The 19,619-nt window shown below is 58.6% G+C and carries 13 protein-coding genes and 1 tRNA gene; 6 read left to right on the top strand and 8 right to left on the bottom strand.

What is annotated here, in order from left to right; genetic code table 11:
• Window positions 1-3 precede the first annotated feature (3 nt).
• The 3 genes from VEH04_03400 to VEH04_03410 all read right to left on the bottom strand — a co-directional run bounded on the left by VEH04_03400 (window position 4) and on the right by VEH04_03410 (window position 4,430).
• Window positions 4-3,735, bottom strand: a complete 3,732-nt coding sequence (locus VEH04_03400; GenBank protein ID HYG21804.1) for a DUF4450 domain-containing protein — start codon at window positions 3,733-3,735, stop codon at window positions 4-6.
• Window positions 3,736-3,761: 26 nt separating this feature from the next.
• Window positions 3,762-3,837: transfer RNA gene (locus tag VEH04_03405), tRNA-Arg, on the bottom strand.
• A 173-nt stretch (window positions 3,838-4,010) separates the two neighbouring features.
• Window positions 4,011-4,430, bottom strand: a complete 420-nt coding sequence (locus VEH04_03410) for a response regulator (protein HYG21805.1) — start codon at window positions 4,428-4,430, stop codon at window positions 4,011-4,013.
• Window positions 4,431-4,604: 174 nt separating this feature from the next.
• On the opposite strand from VEH04_03410, the gene VEH04_03415 reads away from it, so the two are divergent.
• The 5 genes from VEH04_03415 to VEH04_03435 are packed head-to-tail and all read left to right on the top strand — an operon-like array spanning window position 4,605 to window position 10,297.
• Window positions 4,605-6,920 carry a DUF6600 domain-containing protein gene (locus VEH04_03415; GenBank protein ID HYG21806.1) on the top strand — a complete coding sequence of 772 codons (2,316 nt, stop codon included), beginning with the start codon at window positions 4,605-4,607 and terminating at the stop codon, window positions 6,918-6,920.
• Window positions 6,921-6,938: 18 nt separating this feature from the next.
• Window positions 6,939-7,331, top strand: coding sequence for an amino acid-binding protein (locus VEH04_03420; protein HYG21807.1), 393 nt, complete (start codon window positions 6,939-6,941; stop codon window positions 7,329-7,331).
• A 9-nt stretch (window positions 7,332-7,340) separates the two neighbouring features.
• On the top strand, window positions 7,341-8,840 hold the full coding sequence (locus VEH04_03425; protein ID HYG21808.1) for an alpha-amylase family glycosyl hydrolase: 1,500 nt from the start codon (window positions 7,341-7,343) through the stop codon (window positions 8,838-8,840).
• On the top strand, window positions 8,837-9,394 hold the full coding sequence (locus VEH04_03430) for a UbiX family flavin prenyltransferase (GenBank protein ID HYG21809.1): 558 nt from the start codon (window positions 8,837-8,839) through the stop codon (window positions 9,392-9,394). Before VEH04_03425 ends, VEH04_03430 begins: the two co-directional genes overlap by 4 nt.
• A gap of 6 nt (window positions 9,395-9,400) precedes the next feature.
• Window positions 9,401-10,297, top strand: coding sequence for a UbiA-like polyprenyltransferase (locus VEH04_03435; protein HYG21810.1), 897 nt, complete (start codon window positions 9,401-9,403; stop codon window positions 10,295-10,297).
• Between the two features lie 23 nt (window positions 10,298-10,320).
• Here the strand turns inward: VEH04_03435 and VEH04_03440 are convergent, their stop codons facing one another.
• The 3 genes from VEH04_03440 to VEH04_03450 form a co-directional block, all read right to left on the bottom strand.
• A complete protein-coding gene (locus tag VEH04_03440; protein HYG21811.1) occupies window positions 10,321-12,015 on the bottom strand; it encodes an ATP-binding protein in 1,695 nt (564 codons plus the stop codon).
• Between the two features lie 119 nt (window positions 12,016-12,134).
• Window positions 12,135-15,110 carry a chemotaxis protein CheB gene (locus tag VEH04_03445; protein HYG21812.1) on the bottom strand — a complete coding sequence of 992 codons (2,976 nt, stop codon included), beginning with the start codon at window positions 15,108-15,110 and terminating at the stop codon, window positions 12,135-12,137.
• 319 nt (window positions 15,111-15,429) lie between these two features.
• Complete coding sequence (locus VEH04_03450; GenBank protein HYG21813.1) at window positions 15,430-16,359, bottom strand: chemotaxis protein CheB; 930 nt, start codon at window positions 16,357-16,359, stop codon at window positions 15,430-15,432.
• 167 nt (window positions 16,360-16,526) lie between these two features.
• On the opposite strand from VEH04_03450, the gene VEH04_03455 reads away from it, so the two are divergent.
• On the top strand, window positions 16,527-16,895 hold the full coding sequence (locus VEH04_03455; GenBank protein HYG21814.1) for a CoA-binding protein: 369 nt from the start codon (window positions 16,527-16,529) through the stop codon (window positions 16,893-16,895).
• A 34-nt stretch (window positions 16,896-16,929) separates the two neighbouring features.
• Here the strand turns inward: VEH04_03455 and VEH04_03460 are convergent, their stop codons facing one another.
• Together VEH04_03460 and VEH04_03465 are read right to left on the bottom strand one after the other, a co-directional pair.
• Window positions 16,930-17,676, bottom strand: a complete 747-nt coding sequence (locus tag VEH04_03460; GenBank protein HYG21815.1) for a succinate dehydrogenase/fumarate reductase iron-sulfur subunit — start codon at window positions 17,674-17,676, stop codon at window positions 16,930-16,932.
• 26 nt (window positions 17,677-17,702) lie between these two features.
• The gene (locus tag VEH04_03465; GenBank protein ID HYG21816.1) at window positions 17,703-19,619 is read right to left on the bottom strand and encodes a fumarate reductase/succinate dehydrogenase flavoprotein subunit; all 1,917 of its coding nucleotides are present in this window, start codon (window positions 19,617-19,619) and stop codon (window positions 17,703-17,705) included.

Raw genomic sequence — 19,619 nt, forward strand, 5'->3', positions numbered from 1 at the left:
GTCTTAACGCGCGAGGGTTACACTCATGAGGCCAATGACCACTTCGTTCGCGAGCGCGCGAACCGTCAGTGACTTCAATTCCTTCGCGGGATTCAGCGGAAGGTCGAGCACGGTTGCGGCGCCGCCCGCCACGGTGCGACCGCGTCCTTTGAATTCCACAGGATCGGTAACACGCACCTGCCCGGTCTTCAACACCACTCGCGGAGGAATGGGTTCGTCACGGCGAAACGCAAAGTCATCAATGAAATAATCCTGGTCGATCAACCACCAGTTGTCCGGGTTTCGCAGCGGCAAGCGCTCCACTGAGCCGTCCGTGTAGGCCACCACCACTTCACCATTGTCGAACCGGCTTTGCATCGGGCTCGACGAACCCGCCATCAACAGATACGCGTGCGATGCCTTCCCGCTGAGCCCAACCGCGGCTTCACTCGGATAGTTGTCCCACTGTGACGTGAAAAGCACATTGCGAGCGCCGTCCTGAGAAGGCGTTCGCAGGGGAACACCGTTCGGCAAACGGAGGACGCCTTCATTCGAACCCGCCAGGGCGCGCAAGCCGGAATCGTCGATATCGAACTGATCAGCGGGATGACACCAGCTGCCGATGCCTTGCTTGGGAACGGCGAGCGAACAGAACGGCGAGCGCGGCGAAAGGTATTCGTTCTTGAAGATTTGTGACACGCGGTCGTTGAAAACCGCGGCAAGATCCACCGCCTCGAAACGGGAATCCGCCGCAGCATCCAGTCGCCAGTTCACCACGCTGTTACTGACGGTCAGCGAATCAGAAATCTTCACTGAGACGAGATTCGCGCCGGGAACAAGGCGTTTCGCTGAAAGCACAATTTCATCGGATTCCGCGAATGCGCCGACTGGCACCTGCAGTCGCACGGTTTCATCTCCGGCCTCGCACGAGACCGCGCGGCTCAGCGGGTCTGGTGTGTTGTTGCGCAGTCGAAACCGAAGTTCACCAGGACGTTGAACGACCGAACCCACAATCTCCCAAGCCGGCCGCACTTCGAATTCGAGCGGCTCGCGCCATCGCAGTTTCCCCTGCTCAACCAGTGCAAAGACGGTGCGATGTCCAATCGTGCCGGCGACTCTTCCAGAAACAGTCGAGCCTTCGAACCCTTCGTCGTGCAACGCGTCTTGAGGGTCAGAGAGGCTGATGACGCGCGGCCCATTTGCAGCGCGATATTCGGATTGCAACGCGGCGATCGCAGGTCCTTGCATGTGGCGGATACCTCCGCCGTTCCAGTCGATCGTCACTGCGTGCGCGGAGCCCGCTTCGGTTTCAATTTCGATTGCTGGAGTGCCGATTGCGGTTTCAATTGGCTTCCAGGAAAGCTGTCTGCCATTGCATGTGACAGTGGCCTGATCGCGCAAAGCGGGTGCGTGCAGTCGCAGTTTCACGGGCTTTGCGAAACGCGAATGAAAGACGTAGTGCTCGCGGGTCCCATCCCGCTCGAAACGAATCGTGAAATCGGGATGGTCCATACGGGCGAATTGCCAATCGCCAGGGAAACCTGGGCGCACACGAACCTCGCCCTGCAGCAGGTCTGGCTGCACGCCAAACAATCCTTCCACAAGCGCTCGAGAAAGACTGCCAACGCCATCAGCAAAGTCGCGTTGCGATTCGCGGCGGTATGCGTCGTAGAAGGTGCTCATTCCAACGTTCCCCGGGCAGAGGCCGAGGAACATGCTGTCGAGCAACGCGCCTTTGAAGAGCGGCATCGCGGCATCCCGCCTTCCTGCCTGCCAGTGTGCGAGCGCGGTGTGCTGGACTTCGGACAGCACCACGTTGTTCAGCGACCAACTGTAAGGCATCCACGTGGTGGTCGGTTGCGTATGCGCACCTTCGGGAACGCCGGGTCCCCGCACGGGAATCTTCGTGATCTCCTTTTGCGCAAACCGGCTCATCTGCCACGCCTCTTCAGCTGAAGGCACCGCGGAATCGATCGTGTGATAGAAAGTCCAAGCCGCAGCATTTGGGTGAACGAGTTGAAGCCCGAGCAAATCCTTCCACTCAGCAAACCAGCCGCGTTCCGGCAGCCAGAGTTCACGCCGCATGGCCTGCCTGATGAGATCGGCTTCGCGATTGAAAGGCGCTGCATCTTTTCCAAGCCGTGCCGCAACACGCGCAGCCATGCGTTGATGAAAATAATTATACGCTGAACCATGCGTCGAACCTCCGCCGTTGTAGGCAAGATCGTCGCTCGCCCAGATCGCCGCATAAGCTTCGTAAAGCGGGAGCCGATCTGATCCAAACTCACGCCGGAACAACCGCCTTTCCCAGGCGAAATGGCGTTCAATCACAGGCCACATCCGCGCCGCGAATTCCAAATCACCCGTCCACAGCAGGTGGCGAAAGAACGCGTCCACAGCCACGAGGTTCATGTCGTAGTGGTTGCGCGTCATGTTGCCATTGCTGTGCAACGCCGCTTCGCTTCGGGACAAATTGGCCGATGCGTCGGCAGGAGGAATTATTTCAGGTATCGCGTTGGTATTCTGCTGCCGCGCGAACCCGTCGAAGTGGCGGCGCGTCCGTTCGTGCCAGCCCAATGCGTCACCCGAGTACATGCCGCGCCAGCCCAGCAACCGATTGCGCCACGCAACAGCGCCATGCATGAAGGATTCCTGGCGCGCATCCCACACGCCGTCCGCCGCGATGTTCAACGCCGCCGCCGCCGCGTTGATGAAGGGATCGGGAGTTTCAACCCGCACGCGTTCTGCGATGCGTTTGCGATGCTCCTCGGCTTCAGCGAATAATCTCGCGAGCGAAGCTTCGTCAGTTTGTGCCACGTCACGCGGCGCCGAATTGGTTTCCACCTGGCGCAGGACGAAGTGAAAGGCAGCTTGCGATTGAGCGTTTCGTCTGAGCACTGCCAATTGATTCTCGATGTTCGCTGCATTCGTATTCTGCAGGAGCGAAGACAGCGACGACCAATGGTTCGCATCGGCAATGACGGCGCGCGAAAGAGGCAGCACGCCTGCAATGGCTCCCGGCCGCCCGTGCGTGATGAACACCCCGTTGCCAGGCGTGATCCTGTCATCACGACACTGTTCCGGGCGCAACTGAAAGAACTGGCTTATGGGAAGGTTTTCGCAGCCGATGTCCCCGCTTCGCCTGCCCCGCATTCCATTCACCCCGCCGAATGCGAGGACCCATTCGGTTCCGTTTTGAATCGATGATCCCGGCTCAACGCGTCCAACCAACCCGCGCGCATCCTTCAGCGGCAGGACCGTTAACCGCGCAACGTGTTTCCCCGATGAGTCGGTGACATCGTAGATCAGGGATCCAGGCCGATACCGCGCGACGATATTGGAACTTTGGTCCAGCCAAGCTGCGGCGCCATTTGCGATCCAGCCCAAACGCAAATTTCCCCCGCGGCCTGGAAGGTAAAGCGAAAATTCCGGGCGATCGCCGCCATCGATCCGGAACGGCGCGTTGGCGGCATACAACGGGCGATTGAAATACTCTGTTCCGTTGGTGATCACGAAATCCGTTCCCTGCGGGGTGTAGCGCAGCGGACGATCGATCATGTTTTCGAGGATTGGCGTGAGTCCATGCGTCTCCTGCTCAGGTGGCCGCTCTGCGGCTGGCGTGGGACGGCAGACAACCAGCAGCGAAAGTATTCCATGCAGCAGTACCGTAAACCGGCCGGAGCTCCGTCTGCCGCACGCGCTTCGAACCCATGGGGCGCCGAGGCGTAAACCGCGCGTTCCAATAGGTGTATGCATAGGCATGTCTGATCCGGCAACGGCAGTGGTACCCCCACCCTGAATTGAACAGGGATCAACGGTTTAGGAAACCGCTGCTCTATCCATTTGAGCTATGGGGGCGACCCAATATCGGAGGCTCAATCGCGCCTCACGGTCCTGGATGAGTGTCGGAGAATACTATTCAACCGCTGCGGGATGCAGCAAGAGGTTTGGCCGGGATCCCGCCATGAGAATGGATGGTTCGCCGCGCCGCATCAAAAAGGCACAGAAGAATTAGATCTTCCAAGTTCGGGTCAGGCAGGGACAGCCGCTTCCGCCGCAGCCTGCTGTTCGAAAATCTGTCTCACTCTGGATACAAGGTGTGCGGGAGTGACTGGTTTCGCGACAAAGTCCGTCGCGCCGGCTTCGATCCCGGCACAACGAGGCAGTTGCCCGCTCAGGCCGCTGACCATGATGATCGGTATGCTTCGCGTGCCTTCGTGCTTCTTCAGCAGTTCGCATACAGCAAACCCATCCAGTTCAGGAAGAATGACATCCAACACAATCAGGTCGGGTTGAATGCTGCGCGCCTTGCGCACGGCTTCGAGGCCATCGACCGCAGTCGCCGTGGCGAATCCCTCCTCCTTGAAATGGATGCGCAGGAGTTCCAAGAGCTCCACCTGATCCTCCACCAGCAGGACCTTTTTCCGCCTGAATAGACTCGTTTGATTCATGAGATGCCTCAATTTGGTCCGTTGGACCGCGTTTCTGGAAAACCGGGGTTGGTAAAGCACATGCGGTGCCGGAGCCCCGGCGTAAAAACCGGGAAGTGAATAGGACACTGAGGGTGCCAGTCTGAATATCAAAATGGATCGCGCTGCAAAACCGGCGTATCTTCGAAAGAGCCAATGAAAACAAAAATCCTTTGGAAATGGAGTTTCGGAATGGCCCTGGCCTTCCTCCCATTCCTGGGCTGCGGCCAGAAGACCCCACCTCCAAGCCCTGTGGTGGTTCAAAACACAGCTCCTCTGGCAGGCATCGCCGCAAACACTAATTCCACTGCGGTTGAATTGCCGGATGTGGACGAATCCGAGGCAGCGCCTGAAGGCGAGTCGCTCGAGAATGCGCCTGCCCAAATTGTCGCCCCTGCGGAAATTCCTGCCGAGAACCTTTCCCGAGCGGCCGCGGAGATCGTCAAGCTCGCGCAGGCAGGATTGGACGAAGCGGTGATGATGGCGTTCGTAACGAACTCGACAAACACCTTTCGGCTCTCTTCTGACAATCTGGTTTACCTGAACGACATCGGCGTTCCAGGAACCGTGATCACCGCCATGATCCAGCGGGATCAGGCTGCAGGCATCAGCACCAGCGAGGCAGAAACTGTGATGCCCGCAGCAGCCCCCACGAATCAACCCACTTACGTCGCTGGTGCGCCGACTCCCTATTCGATGGAGGCCCCGGCAGCGACTGCTCCCGTTGATGTTCCTTCCGCTCCTGTTATCCAGGCGCCCGCAGAATCACAGGTGAATGTCGCTTACACCTACTTCTACGATTCGCTGGCGCCGTACGGATCATGGATCAATGTTCAAGGCTACGGGCTCTGCTGGCGGCCGACGGCAGTCGCAGCCGATCCCGGGTGGCAGCCTTACCTGCATCGGGGCCGCTGGTTGTATACGGACGCAGGATGGTATTGGGCTTCTGATTACACCTGGGGCTGGGCGCCATTTCATTACGGTCGATGGTTTCGGCACAGCAACTGGGGCTGGTGCTGGGCGCCTGATACGGTCTGGGGTCCTTCCTGGGTCAGCTGGCGGTACACGCCGGATTACTGCGGATGGGCTCCTTTGCCGCCCTCGGCTTATTATCGTCCTGGTTACGGCTTCAGCTATTACGGCCGTTCGGTCGGGATCGGATTCGGGTTTGGCCTTTCTGCCAATTACTATTGTTTCGTTCCCACGCGCAATTTCCATGGCCGGCACATTCACCATCACCGTCTGCCTCACCATCGCGAACGGGAGCTTTATCGCCATACGCGGCCGCTTCAACGGTATGACCGCGACGAACGCAACCGCGTCGTGAATCGCGGAATTCCGGTTGAACATGTCCGCGCTGCTTCACGCAGTGACATTCGCCCCATTCCGATTCGGGAGACCGATCGTCCGACCCCTGCGCGGTTGGAACGGCAGCGAGACAACACGCCAAGGCTCGCGGTATACCGCCCTGAGATGCCCCAACCCGAGCGCAACGGCAGATTGGTCGGCGAAGGCATCCGCCCCGCTCCCATCAGGATCCAGCCTCGCACTGTCGACAACCCGCGAGGAGAAGGCGCTGTTCCGACACCCGCCCGCACCGGCAGAGAAGCAGGCCGGGGACCTGCGCGCGATGGCAACGGCAACGGTGCGGCAAACGCGGTTCCCAGAAATGCAGTCCGGACGCGGGACATTTCTCCGAGGGAGCGCCCGCAGGTTGCTGATACTCCGGCGCCTGCTGGAAGTGTTACAACGCCGGTGCGTGTCGCGCCGCAGGGCCGGGATGGACAAGTCTCGAATTTGCGCGGGAACAATCGCCCTGAAAATCCAATCGCGGCGCCCCCCCCGCCCACTCAGGCAGTTCAGCCGTCGGTGACGCCGAACCAGCCCACCGAACGGACTGTTGTCCGCCCGCGAAACCCAGGTTGGGCCGCACGGACTGCCACTCCCCAGCCAGCGAGCCCATCGGCAACACCTGGCCCGACACCCACGCCAACGGTCCAGCCGCGCCCGCAAACGCAGGCTGAGCGCGGGGTGAGTCCACAGGCAAATCCGCTCCCTCGGATGAATCCGGGGGCCGCGAGCCCTCAACCGGGTCCCACACGCCAAGCCCCGATGGTCCGGCAGCTTCAATCAGCTCCCGCACCCGCCCCCGCACCGAACCCAGTTCACAATCAGGGTCCAGCAATTCGTCGATCCGTTTCACAGCCTGCTGTGACACCGCGCGCGTTTAATCCTGCGCCTGCACCAACGCCTGCGCCCAGGCAGGAGATCCGAACTGCACCGCGCGTAATGGAACAGCCCCGTGCCGTTTCGCCGCGCATGGAAGTTCCCGCACCTCGCGTTTCTCCGCCGCCACAGATGCAATTGGCCCCCCGCCAGGTTGTAACACCTCAGCCGCGCCCCTCCCCGCAACCGCGCCAAGCGCCTCAGACTCAGCCAGGTAACCGAGGTGAGGGGCGGCGCAACCGGTGATCGGTGCTATGTTCCGGCATGCAAATCACAAAGCAGCTGGCGCTATTCCTCGATAACCGTCCCGGAACCCTGGCCCGCATGGCCGACGCGTTGTCCGAAGCCCGCATTAATATCTACGCATTCGCCACCAGCGACACCGTTGACCACACGGTGGTCCGGCTTGTCGTGGACGATTATCGAAAGGCCTTGGATCTATTCGAGGAGCATGGAACGCTTGTGATCGAAGATGATGTCCTCATGGTGAATGGTGACAACAAACCGGGTTCGCTCGGGCGTATCGCACATAAGCTGGCCAAGGGAAAAGTGAATATCGAATACGCGTATTGTGCCACTCCCCCCGACGCCAAAAAGGGCCTCATGATTCTGCGGGTAAGCGATGTCAAGAAAGCCCTCAAAGTGTTGAACAGCTGACGCGCTGCCGTGCCGTTGCTTTACGAAATCAATACACGATGCTGGCTGCGAGACCTGTCCTCACGATGTGAAAGCGAAGTCACGCTCGGAAACGTTCCTGAATTTGAGTTTCAATTCTGGGCCAGCGCCGGCTTCACGCACATCTGGTTGATGGGGGTCTGGCCGTCAGGCCCGAAAAGCCGCCGATCCGCACAACTGCACATTGCCAACGCGATACGTGCAGGCGAGTTGCCGCCCGTGGATCCAGACGATGTCGTCGGTTCGCCCTATGCCGTCTCAGCGTATTCGGTATCACCTGACTTCGGGGCAGCCGGGGAGTTGAGCGCGTTTCGTCATCGACTCAACTCCCACGGAATCCGGCTGATCCTTGACTTCGTTCCCAATCATCTCGGGATCGATCACCCATGGATCGAGCAACGTCCACAGCTGTTCGTTGGAACCAGCTCGGAACGGCCGGGATTTTTCCGACCCGGCACGCCACAGGGCTCGCGATGGATCGCACACGGAAAGGATCCATTCTTTCCCGCGTGGTGCGATACCGCTCAACTGGACTATCGCAGCGACGAAACCCGCCAAACCATGATCTCGTTGTTGCATACAATTGCCGCGCAATGCGATGGCGTTCGTTGCGACATGGCAATGCTGCTGTTGAACGACGTCTTCAACGAAACCTGGGTGGCGTTCCAGATCGGCCAGGAGAACTCGGCAATGCACTCCGAGTTTTGGTCTGAAGCCATCGCAGCCATCAAAGAGGAGAATGCCCGGTTCGAATTCATTGCCGAAGCCTATTGGGGCCGCGAAGAGCAACTCCAGCAGCTGGGCTTTGATTTCACCTACAACAAGGACCTCTACGATGCGCTGGTCGGAGGCAACTCCGCGGCAGCAGTCAAACTCGTTGCAGAGACGCCGCCTCAGATGCTCGAGCGCGGCGTTCATTTCCTCGAGAACCACGACGAGCGTCGAATCGCGGGAACCCTTCCTCTTGCGATGCATAAACTCGCCGCATTGCTGACTTTCAGCCTGCCGGGAATGCGGCTTGTTCACGAGGGACAACTATCGGGAGCGCGAATCCGTGTGCCTGTTCAACTCGGCCGGCGGCCTGAGGAGGCGCCTGATCCTGTGATAGGCGGGTTCTACGACGCATTGCTGGCTGCGATTCGCAGTGCGGGCGTTGGCATTGGAATTTTCTCGATCTTGCGTCCATCGACCAACCGTCTTGATGAACGTTCCTCAGATTGCGCAATGGCGCTGCTTTGGCAACGACCTGGCCGGCTTGCGTTGACTGTTCTCAACTTGGGTGACGAGCCAACCCGATTGCGCGTTGATTTGCCCGAAGATGGATTGGCTGCTGAGGATCTCCTGAGATTGGAACCTAAGATCGCGTTTGAGTTGGCGGGAAAGCAGCTGGTGTTCGACCTTCCTGCAAAGAGCGGAACCCTTTTGGGATTGTGGCGCTCCTGCATTTCGGTTGTTCGCAATTCATCGCTGTTCCATACTGCGCCGCATTGAAACTGCTCGTCGCCATCACTGGAGCCAGCGGCGCGCTCTACGCGCAACGGTTGCTCGATCACCTGGATCCCACGAAGCACGAGGTGCATGTGGTGTTGAGCAATTACGCGCAACAGGTGATTGCACAGGAGCTGCCGCAAGGGCTGAAACTGCCGGAGGGTGTGCGCTCGCATAACCTGAAGAGCATGAACGCGCCCTTCGCGAGCGGATCCAATCCGCCCGACGCCATGGTGGTCATTCCCTGCACCATGGGCACGATGGGCCGCATTGCACATGGCTACAGTGAAGATGTCCTGCTGCGGGCTGCTGATGTCGTGTTGAAGGAGAAGCGAAAACTGATTCTGGTGCCGCGCGAAACGCCGCTGAGCCTCGTCCATGTGAAGAACATGGAACTGCTTCTCCTGGCCGGCGCGATTATTCTTCCGGCCAACCCGAGCTTCTATGCTGGGCCGAAATCGATTCAGGAAGTCGTCGATACCGTTGTCTCCCGGGTGCTCGACCACCTCGGAATTGCCAATCAACTCGCGCCGCGTTGGGCGGAGGAAAACGAATAACTGCCCGTGTTTTCCCGCGTCGGCAAATGGCTCGCGTTCGTGCGCTTCTCGCACACGGTGTTCGCCCTTCCGTTCGCCCTGGCGGCGATGTGCGTTGCCGCGCGCGACAATCGCGGATGGCCGGGATGGCGCCCGTTTGGTCTGATCCTCGCCGCGATGGTCTGCGCCCGCACCTGCGCCATGGCATTCAATCGCGTGGTCGATCGCCGTTTCGATGCGTTGAATCCGCGAACGGCACGGCGCCATTTGCCTGCTGGAGAAGTATCGGTCGCGGGCGCCGTAACACTCTGCGCCCTCTCCGCGGCTGGCTTGATCGCGGCAAGTTACTTCCTCAACCCGTTGTGCTTCTATCTCTCGCCCGTTGCCCTGGTTGTCATCTGCTTTTATTCGCTCACAAAACGGTTCACCGACTACACCCACGTGTTCCTGGGGATCGCCCTCGCGCTGGCACCCATCGGCGCATGGCTCGCTGTTAAAGGATCCAATCTAAGCATTTTGGAAATCATCCAGATGCTCGTTCTCTCGGCTGCGGTCGTGTTGTGGCTGGTCGGTTTCGACATCATTTACGCGCTTCAGGATTATGAGTTCGACCGTGCCCACGGCCTCCATTCGCTGGTTGTCGCATGGGGACCGAAGAATGCGCTTCAAGCGGCGTTTCTTGCGCACATGGTCATGTGCGGCCTGCTCTTTGCCTTCGGCGTGCTCTGCCGCTTTCGTGTCGTTTACCTGGTCGGCTGGATGATCATCGCGCTCTGCCTGGCGCTGGAACATTGGATCGCACGCAGGCGCAGCTTGAACTGGGTGAACGTGGCGTTCTTTCGTTTGAACGCGATTGTCAGCGCCGTGTTCTTCGCCGTCGTTGCCGCAGAAGTCATTTTTCGGGGCGGCTTCCGATGGCGTTGATCATGACCGCCAGCAAAGCCAGGTCAGGGCGGCGGCTTTTGAAGGCTGATCCAAAACCGGCTGCCGCGGCCCGGCTCCGATTCCACCCCAACCGTTCCGCCAATGCGCTGGATCGATCGACGAACAATCGCCAGTCCGATTCCCGTTCCAGCGTAGGTCTTCTGCGAATGCAACCGTTTAAAAACCTCGAAAATACGCTCGTAGTATTGAGGCTCGATGCCGATTCCATTGTCTCCAATCCAGATACGGTAGTGGCTGCCCGTATCCTCGGACCACACCGTGATTTCCGGCTTAACATCCTGAGCAACAAATTTCATGGCGTTGTTGAACAGGTTGGTGAATACCGTTGCCAGGACAAGATCGTGGCCCAGAACGACAGGCAGCTTACCCTTGCGAACGACTTTCGCATGGCGTTCCTGCAGGGTCACGTGCAGGTTTGCAATGACTCGGTTCAGAATCTCGTTGGCATCAACAGCAGTGGCCAGCAACTCGACGGTGTTGAAACGGCCATACTCGAGCAGGTCCTGGATCAAGGTGTCCATCTGCTGGCCCGCGGCCACGATGCGCCGCACGAAATCCGCCCCGCGGTCGCCGAGGCGCACGTTGGGGTCCTCCTGGAGCGCGGTGCCAAAGCCCGCCATGACACGCAACGGCCCGCGCAGGTCGTGTGCGATGCTGTAGCAGAAGCTCTCGAGCTGCTTGTTGCTTTCACGCAGCTCGTGCGTGCGGGCATCCACGCGGCGCTCCAGTTCCTCGTTCAGGTGCTGCAGCAACTGGTTCGTCTGGGCAACCTGCTCCTCCGCGCCCTTCCGCGCCGTAATATCCTCCAGGGCAATCAACAGGACGGGCGCCGAATCCTCCTTGTGCTGGAGTCTGCGAACGTTGCACAGGAGCACCTGGGGACCGGACGCCCGATGTTGCATCCTGAATTCAAAATTCTTCAACGGAACGTTCTTGAGCAGGACATCTTCAAGCCGGCTTCTCAGGTCGTTGCCTGTCCACGACACCTTGAGCACTGCTTCCAAGGACAAACCAGTCATCAGCTTCGGCGCCGCGTGGAAAAGCTCCGCGAACGCTTCGTTCATCCTGAGGATCCGAAACGAAGCGTCGACCACCAAAAGGGGCTCGTGAATGGTCTGGATGATGGCGTCAGCAAACTCCCTCGCTTCCCGTACGGCACCTTCGTTCTTTTGCCGCTCTGTCAGGTCGACGATCGCCGTCTGGTATTCCCGCCGCCGCTCTGTTCCCGAGCATGTGCTCACCATCTGCACGGGGATGGATCGTCTCTCAGTGTGCTTCAAACGCAGCTCCGAAACCACTAGGCCGCCGCCATTGCAGCGGCCGCAACGCCGCAGATGCAGCAGCGCAATGTCGATGTCTTCGCATAAAACAAAATTCTGAAGTGCGGGATTGAGCATGCTGTGGAATTCCAGCCCGAGAAGATTGGCCGCCGTACGGTTGCAATCCGTGATCAGGCCGTTTTCGTCCAGGGTGACATAGCTGATGGGAATATTCTGGTACAGGTTGTGAAGGCGATCCCGGGCTTGTTGCAACTCCTTCTGCTCGCGGTGCAGGTGGGCGATCTCCATTTCCGCCTGGGTCTGTTGAAGTTCCAGGGAAACAACCAATCTATCCCGTTCCTCTTTGGCCGCTGTGGATTCCCCTGATGTCATGCGCCTCAAGGAGACATGCCGACGATTCCTCGCCAGTTTCTTCATTCAATGCCTGTCTTCTGCGACGGACCACGAGAGTGGCGGAGCCCGAGAACGCAGCCTAAGCTGGTAAAAATGCCGCTACAAGGAGTTTTCGAACAATACGGAATTGTCCTCGGAAAAAATTACTGAGAAAGAGAGGCGGCCGATGTCGTGGCCTCACCAAATCGCACGACAACATAGTGAGTTCCTTTCGATTGCTGGTATATGCGCCGCGCCGCCACCATGAATGTTGAGGGTTCGCCCGATTCTCCGAGGATGTCCACGCGGCGGTTCGCCGCCCGTTTGTTTTCCGGAAGGAGCTCCGTAAGCAAAGAACGAAGAGCAGGAATGTTCCATCGGCTGTTGCGCATCTCGAAAATCCCCTTCGCCTCGGTTTCTTCACGAGAGAGGCCAAACGTCAGCAGGAAGTTATCGTTTGCCTTCGCCACGACCAGCTCCTCATTGAGAATCAGCATCGGGTCCGACGTCATTTCCGTGATCTCATCGATTGCTTGGCGGATATCCCCGATGTCCACAAGGACGATGACGGCGCCTTGAATTCGATTCTCGCTCGTGCGATACGGGCGAATCCTCATGGAATACCAGTGACCTTCCTTGTCCTGGACGTCGATTTCTCGCATTATCAGGCTGTCGATTACCTCGGAAACGATGCGATCCAGCCGGGGAACCGTGATGTTGGGATTGATGTCACTGATGCGGCGTCCAACGTCGGCTGGGATGAGATTGAAGAGCCTCTCGGCAAGCGGTGTGAATCTTCGAAGCGCGAGATCGTTGTCGAGCATCAGCATCGGCATGTTAAAGCTGCCGAGCAGGTTGTTCAGGTCGTTATTGGCCTGGCTGAGTTCCACGTTCCGGTTCTGCAATTCCTCGTTTAATGTGGTGAGTTCCTCATTACTGGATTGCAATTCCTCCTTCGCCGTTTCCAGTTCTTCGTTGGTGCTTTGCAACTCCTCGTTGCTCGACTGGATTTCCTCGTTCGCAGACTTGAGCTCCTCGTTCGTGACCTCCTGCTCTTCGATGATGGTCTGGAGCGATTCCCGCGTGTGATTAATCTCCTTACGCAGTCGCTGAATCTCGCGTTCAGTGAGCTGCTGAGCCTTCGGCACCTTCGCCCGCCGCCCCTTTTCCTCCTTCTGCACGCCAATCACATCGTGGAACAGCACGAGGAAAAAGCGGACGGAACTGGGAGAGGTCTTGAAAGGAACAACTTCCACGCCGACTTCACGATAATGACCGTTGTAGCGGATGCGGACGGGGTGTTTTCGAACGGGAAGCCTCGTCTTGGATGCCTGTGCGAACGCCGTGCGGATGTCGATGATCAACTCTTCGCGCGCCATCTTGAGCAGGTTCAGGCTGGCGGTCCCCGGCGCGGGTTCCATGTAATAGCCCGTGCGTCCTCGAAAATGCAATACTTCGAGTCTGGAATTCACAACCACACCTGCCGGCGCGTATTGCGAAAGAAGGATGTCATCCGCCCGGCGCTGCAGGTCCAGAGGACTGAGATCCTCTTTCAGCCGGGCGGGCTTGTTCTGGGAGATCTCAGGCGAGGGTGACGGAAAGAACTCCAGATCAGGCCGCGAATGATTCTCCACCTTGCAATAAATCTTGTTCTTCTTGTCTACCACTGAGAAAAGCGTGGCAAAACTTCCCACAGTTTCAGACGTGCCAAGCATCAAGAAACCGCCCGAACGCAGCGAGTAATGGAAGGTTGGCATCACCTTGCGCTGCAGTTCCGGCCCCAGATAGATCAGAAGGTTGCGGCAGCTGATGAGATCGAGCTTGGAGAACGGGGGATCCTCCGCAACGTTCTGGCGGGCAAAGATGCAGAGATCGCGGATGAACTTTGCAATCTGGTATCCGTCCTCGACCTTCACAAAATATCGGCGCAGCCGCTCTGGCGATACTTGCGCCGAGATGTTGGAGCTGTATAACCCGATACGCGCGCGGGCGACAATCGCATCGCTGATGTCGGTTCCGAAAATCTGGATCTGCTTGCCGCTCACATTCTTTCCGAGGAATTCGTGGAGGCATATGGCCAGCGAATACACCTCCTCGCCAGTCGAACAGCCCGGAACCCAAATGCGGATCGGAATTTCGCTGTTCTTGTTCTTTGTAATTCCCGGAAGCACCTTCTTCTTGAGCGCCGCAAACACCTGAGGGTCTCGAAAGAAGCCAGTGACTTTGATCAGGATGTCATTGAAAAGCAGGTCGACCTCGGCCGGATTCTTTTGCAGGTGCCGCAGGTATTCCTGAAGGCTGCTCATCCTGCGCAGCACGATTCGCCGAAGGATTCGGCGCTTGAGAGTTGTGACCTTGTAAAACGTGAAGTCCACGCCCGTGGCGGATCGAAGCAGGGAAAAAATCCGGGTCAGGTCCGCATCCATCTCGGGTTGGGGAGCGTGCAACTCCTCGATCCTGGCGCGCGGCGCCGCCTGGGAAATACGCTTCAGCTCGCGCGCGATGTTTCCCGGCGACATGACAAAATCGACACATCCCGCCCGCACGGCACTCCCTGGCATCGCCCCGAATTTTGCAGAACGCTCCTCTTGCGCAAACGTGATCCCGCCCTCCGCCTTGATCTCCTGCAGACCCTCTGTGCCATCCACACCATTTCCAGAAAGCACAATTCCAACCGCCGCATTTCCCTGGTCCATGGCAAGGGACCGAAAGAAACGGTCGATCGGCAGGTTCGGCCCTTGAACTTCCTTGCGTGGTGTCAGATAGAGCACGCCGCCCGCGATTTCCAATGAACGGTCGGGCGGAATAACATACACGTGATTGGCCTCGACTACCGTTGCGTCCTGGATATCCCTCACGAGCATGGATGTCGCAGGTGAGAGGAGATGCGTCAGGCTGCTTGCGTGCGATGGATCCAAATGCTGCACCAGCACGAACGCCATGCCCGTGTCCGTGGGCAGATTCTCCAGCAGCTTCGAAAAAGCCTCCAAGCCGCCCGCCGACGCTCCGACTCCAACGATAAGAAACGGCTTGTTTCCGTCGGAAGAATGGGTGTTGATCCGCGACGTTGCGGCTGCCTCCTGAACCTCGGACTTTGCCGCTTGAGGATGGCCTGCTTCGCCGCCTTGCCCGGCCCCCATCGCAAAAGACGCGGCTGATTTCGATGAGCTTCGTGTGCTGCGCTTTTTCCGGGATCCTTCCACTGGCCGCGCAGAAGGGATTTTCGTGGTGGCCGGTTCGGGGAGCGGTGAAGATGCCTTGCGTGGCTTCGATTTCGGGCTTCGGGAGTTGGATGACTTTGACATTTGACCCGTTCGACAGTAACCGGAATTGAACGTGAGCTTAGAACCAGCCTCTACAAACGCAATCGCCATCTGCGCACGGCCACGACGCCACCGCGATTGGAAGGGTCATCGCGTTCAGAAACTGCGTTGGTATTTCGCTGCACATCTCTGCTCTTTACAAGCGCCCCAGCACCTCTTCCAGCAGCTTGATATCATGCGCAGCGGCGCTGGCGTTTTCTTTGTAACGTTTTTTTAATTGGGCGTTTGAACCCTCTGCAAGGTGCTCGTAAATCGCCTGGCTTTCCCGCAGCTTCCGCAAAGCAACCCAAACCGCGCGTTCAACGGCCTCGGAATGCCCTTCGGTGAAACTCTCAAACGAAAAGCGATGGCCGACATGGCAATGCAACTGTGTGGATTTCCCATTCTTAAACTCGAGCAGCGCGCCGCCGCAATCGGGGCATGTAAAGGCGATTGGCTCGTTGTTTGCCGCTATGTCTTCGGGCATTTCGCACTCATCTCCGGCAAGCTCAGGCAAATCCGTGACACGCTTGTTGGAAACCATCCGCACCAGCGCTCCTGCAATATCGCCGATCTTGAGGCATTGATCCGTCTTCACCTGCCGCATGACGTTTGAAGGCATGTCGGAGACTTCAGCATCGCTCGGATCCTGGACGATCACAGAGCCGCCGCGGGATTTCACTGCAAGCGCGCCCGCGCTGCCGTCGTCCAGCGCACCCGAGAGCACCACGGCCACAACTGATCGTCGATAAGCGCGCGCCGCGCTGCGGAACAATGTGTCCACGGCCGGGCGGTGACGATTCTCCCGCGGGCCCATGGTGGCAATGGCACAACCGCGCTTCACGATCAGGTGTCGATTTGCCGGTGCCACATAAACGCTTCCGGCGCGCAGCGGCGTCGGCTGCTCGGGGCTGGTCACAGGAAGTTTGCTGGAACGCTGGAGAACATCGCGCAGCGCACTGGAGTGTTCGGCAATATGGATCACCGCGAGGATGGGCGCCGGAAAGTCCGGCGGAATACCTCGAAGCAGCGAGCACAACGCCTGAATCCCGCCAGCGGAACCGCCGACGACGATGACTTTCTTCATCCCAAAGGGTAGCACGAGGCACGGGCCGCCGAGAGTGGTAGTTCTCACCAGCCCGTGAATACTGGGGAGAACCGCCGCCCAAAGGCCGGTCCTCTCGAAATCGGGGTTCGTTGCTGCGGGTAATGGCGTTGTTGGCCATTTGCTCTCTCCCAGTGCATAATGGAAGCATGAAAACCGTTGCGATCATCGGAGCATCGAGCAACCGCGGAAAGTTTGGGAACAAGGCAGTTCGCGCATTTCTACAGCAAGGTTACACGGTCTATCCCGTGAATCCCAATGAAGCTGAGGTCGAAGGATTGCCAACGTTCAAAAATGTGCGCGATGTTCCTGAACGGCCGCATATGATCAGCGTTTACGTGCCGCCTTCGGTTCTGTTGAAGGTGTTGCCTGATATCGCGGCGCGGGGATGTGACGAGCTGTGGCTGAATCCGGGAACGGAATCAGACGCCGTGCTGGAGGAAGCGAAACGCCTGGGGCTCAACGTTATTCAGGCTTGCAGCATCGTGGGAGTGGGTGTCTCGCCGTATCGCCTTTGAAGGCGAATCCATCACCTAACGCCATTGCCTGCAGCTATTTGCCTTTCAGCGCAGCCAGGCCGTAATCGCGGTTGAGCTTGGCGATAAAGCTGAGGCTGATTTCCTTCGGACACACGGCCTCGCACGATCCCGTCACTGTGCAATTGCCGAATCCTTCCGCGTCCATCTGCCGCACCATGTTCATCGCCCGGCGATCCTTCTCAGCCTTGCCCTGGGGCAGCAGGTTGAGGTGCGACACCTTGGCGGCAACGAACAGCATGGCTGACGCGTTCTTGCAAACCGCAACGCACGCTCCGCAACCAATGCAAGCCGCGGCGTCCATCGAAAGATCCGCATCAGTTTTGGGAACTGGCAATGCGTTGCCGTCCGGAGTTCCGCCCGTGTTGACGGAAACAAACCCGCCCGCCTGGATGATGCGGTCAAACGCCGCGCGATTCACCGCCAGGTCTTTGATCGTGGGAAATGCTTTGGCGCGCCAGGGTTCGATCGTGATGGTGTCGCCATCATGGAAATGGCGCATGTGCAACTGGCAGGTGGCCGTGCCTCGATGGCCGCCGTGCGGTATGCCGTTGATCACGAGCGAACACATGCCGCAAATGCCTTCGCGGCAATCAGAGTCAAAGGCGATCGGATCCCCGCCGGCCTGGATGATGTCCTCGTTAACGACGTCCAGCATTTCCAGGAACGACATGTCTTCGATGACACCCTTCGCCTGATAGGTTTCAAAGCGCCCCGCGGAGCTCGCGTTCTTCTGCCGCCAAACTTTCAGTGTAAGATTCATGACTAACGGAATGTTGCTAAAGCTTCTTACTTGTAACTGCGGGTGCTCATGTGCACTTCCTCGTACACGAGCGGTTCCTTGTGCAACACGGGCTTCTTGTCGAGCCCCTGGTATTCCCATGCGGCAACATACGAGAAGTTGTCGTCATCGCGTTGCGCCTCGCCATCAGGAGTCTGGAATTCCGTCCGGAAATGGCCGCCGCAAGACTCATTGCGATGCAACGCGTCGAAGCAGAGCAGTTCCGCAAACTCCATGAAGTCGGCAACACGGCCGGCATACTCGAGGTCCTGGTTGAACTCGCCGCCCTCACCCGTCACGCGCACGTTCTTCCAAAACTCATCGCGCAGTTCCGGAATGCGTTTCAATGCCTCCTTCAGTCCCGCCTCATTGCGCGCCATGCCGCACTTCTCCCAAAGCAGCTTCCCGAGTTCGCGATGAAAGGAAGTGACTGTGCGCTTGCCCTTGATGCCGAGCAAGCGATTGGTGAAGTTGCGGATGTCCTCCTCCACCTTCCTGAATTCCGGGTGGGTTACCGAAGGTTTTGCCTGCTTCGATGTCGCGAAATAATGGCCGATTGTATACGGCAGCACGAAGTAACCGTCCGCCAATCCCTGCATCAATGCACTGGCGCCCAGGCGATTGGCTCCGTGGTCGGAGAAATTCGCCTCGCCCACGCAAAACAAGCCTGGGATGGTTGTCATCAGGTTGTAATCCACCCAGGTGCCGCCCATCGTGTAATGCACCGCGGGATAAATGCGCATCGGCATTTGATACGCGTTTTCGCCCGTGATCTTTTCATACATGTCGAAAAGATTTCCGTAACGCTCGCGAATCTTGTCTTCGCCCAGGCGATTGATGGCATCGGCAAAATCAAGGTAAACGCCCAGTCCGCCGGGCCCCACGCCACGGCCGTCGTCACACGCTTCCTTGGCCGCTCGTGAGGAGATGTCGCGTGGCGCAAGATTTCCGAAACTCGGATATTTGCGTTCGAGGAAGTAATCGCGGTCCTGCTCGGGAATCGACGATACCGGCTTGCCGCAATCCTCCTTGCGCTTCGGAACCCAGACGCGCCCGTCATTGCGGAGCGATTCTGACATGAGTGTCAATTTGGACTGATGCTCTCCGCTGACAGGGATGCAGGTGGGATGAATCTGTGTGTAACATGGATTCGCAAAGGCTGCGCCCTTCTTATAGGCGCGCCACGTTGCCGTGACGTTGCAACCCTTGGCGTTGGTGGACAGGAAGAACGCGTTGCCATAGCCGCCCGTGGCCAGGACCACGGCATCCGCAGCGTGCGATGCGATCTCACCCGTAACCAGATTGCGCACGACAATGCCCTTGGCATGGCCGTCAACGAGGACCACGTCGAGCATTTCCGTGCGCGGATACATCTGCACCGATCCCAATCCAATTTGGCGGCAGAGCGCCTGGTACGCACCGAGCAGGAGTTGCTGGCCGGTCTGGCCGCGCGCGTAAAAGGTGCGGGAAACCTGGGCACCGCCGAACGAGCGGTTGTCGAGCAATCCTCCGTATTCGCGGGCGAATGGAACGCCTTGGGCAACGCATTGGTCGATGATGTTAACGCTCACTTGTGCCAGCCGATGCACATTCGCCTCGCGCGCCCGGAAATCGCCGCCCTTGATGGTGTCGTAGAAAAGCCGGTAAATGCTGTCACCGTCGTTCTGGTAATTCTTGGCGGCATTGATGCCACCCTGCGCCGCGATGCTGTGGGCGCGCCGCGGGCTGTCCTGGAAGCAAAAGCACTTCACGCGATATCCGAGTTCGGCGAGCGTTGCCGCCGCGGAGGCACCTGCAAGGCCGCTGCCTACAACGACGACATCAAATTTGCGCTTGTTGGCCGGATTGACGAGCTTCAGGTCGAATTTGTGCTTGTCCCACTTCTGACCGATGGGACCGGAAGGGATTTTGGAATCGAGGACCAT

This window comes from Verrucomicrobiia bacterium (assembly GCA_035629175.1).
Lineage (GTDB): Bacteria > Verrucomicrobiota > Verrucomicrobiia > Limisphaerales > DASXHY01 > DASXHY01.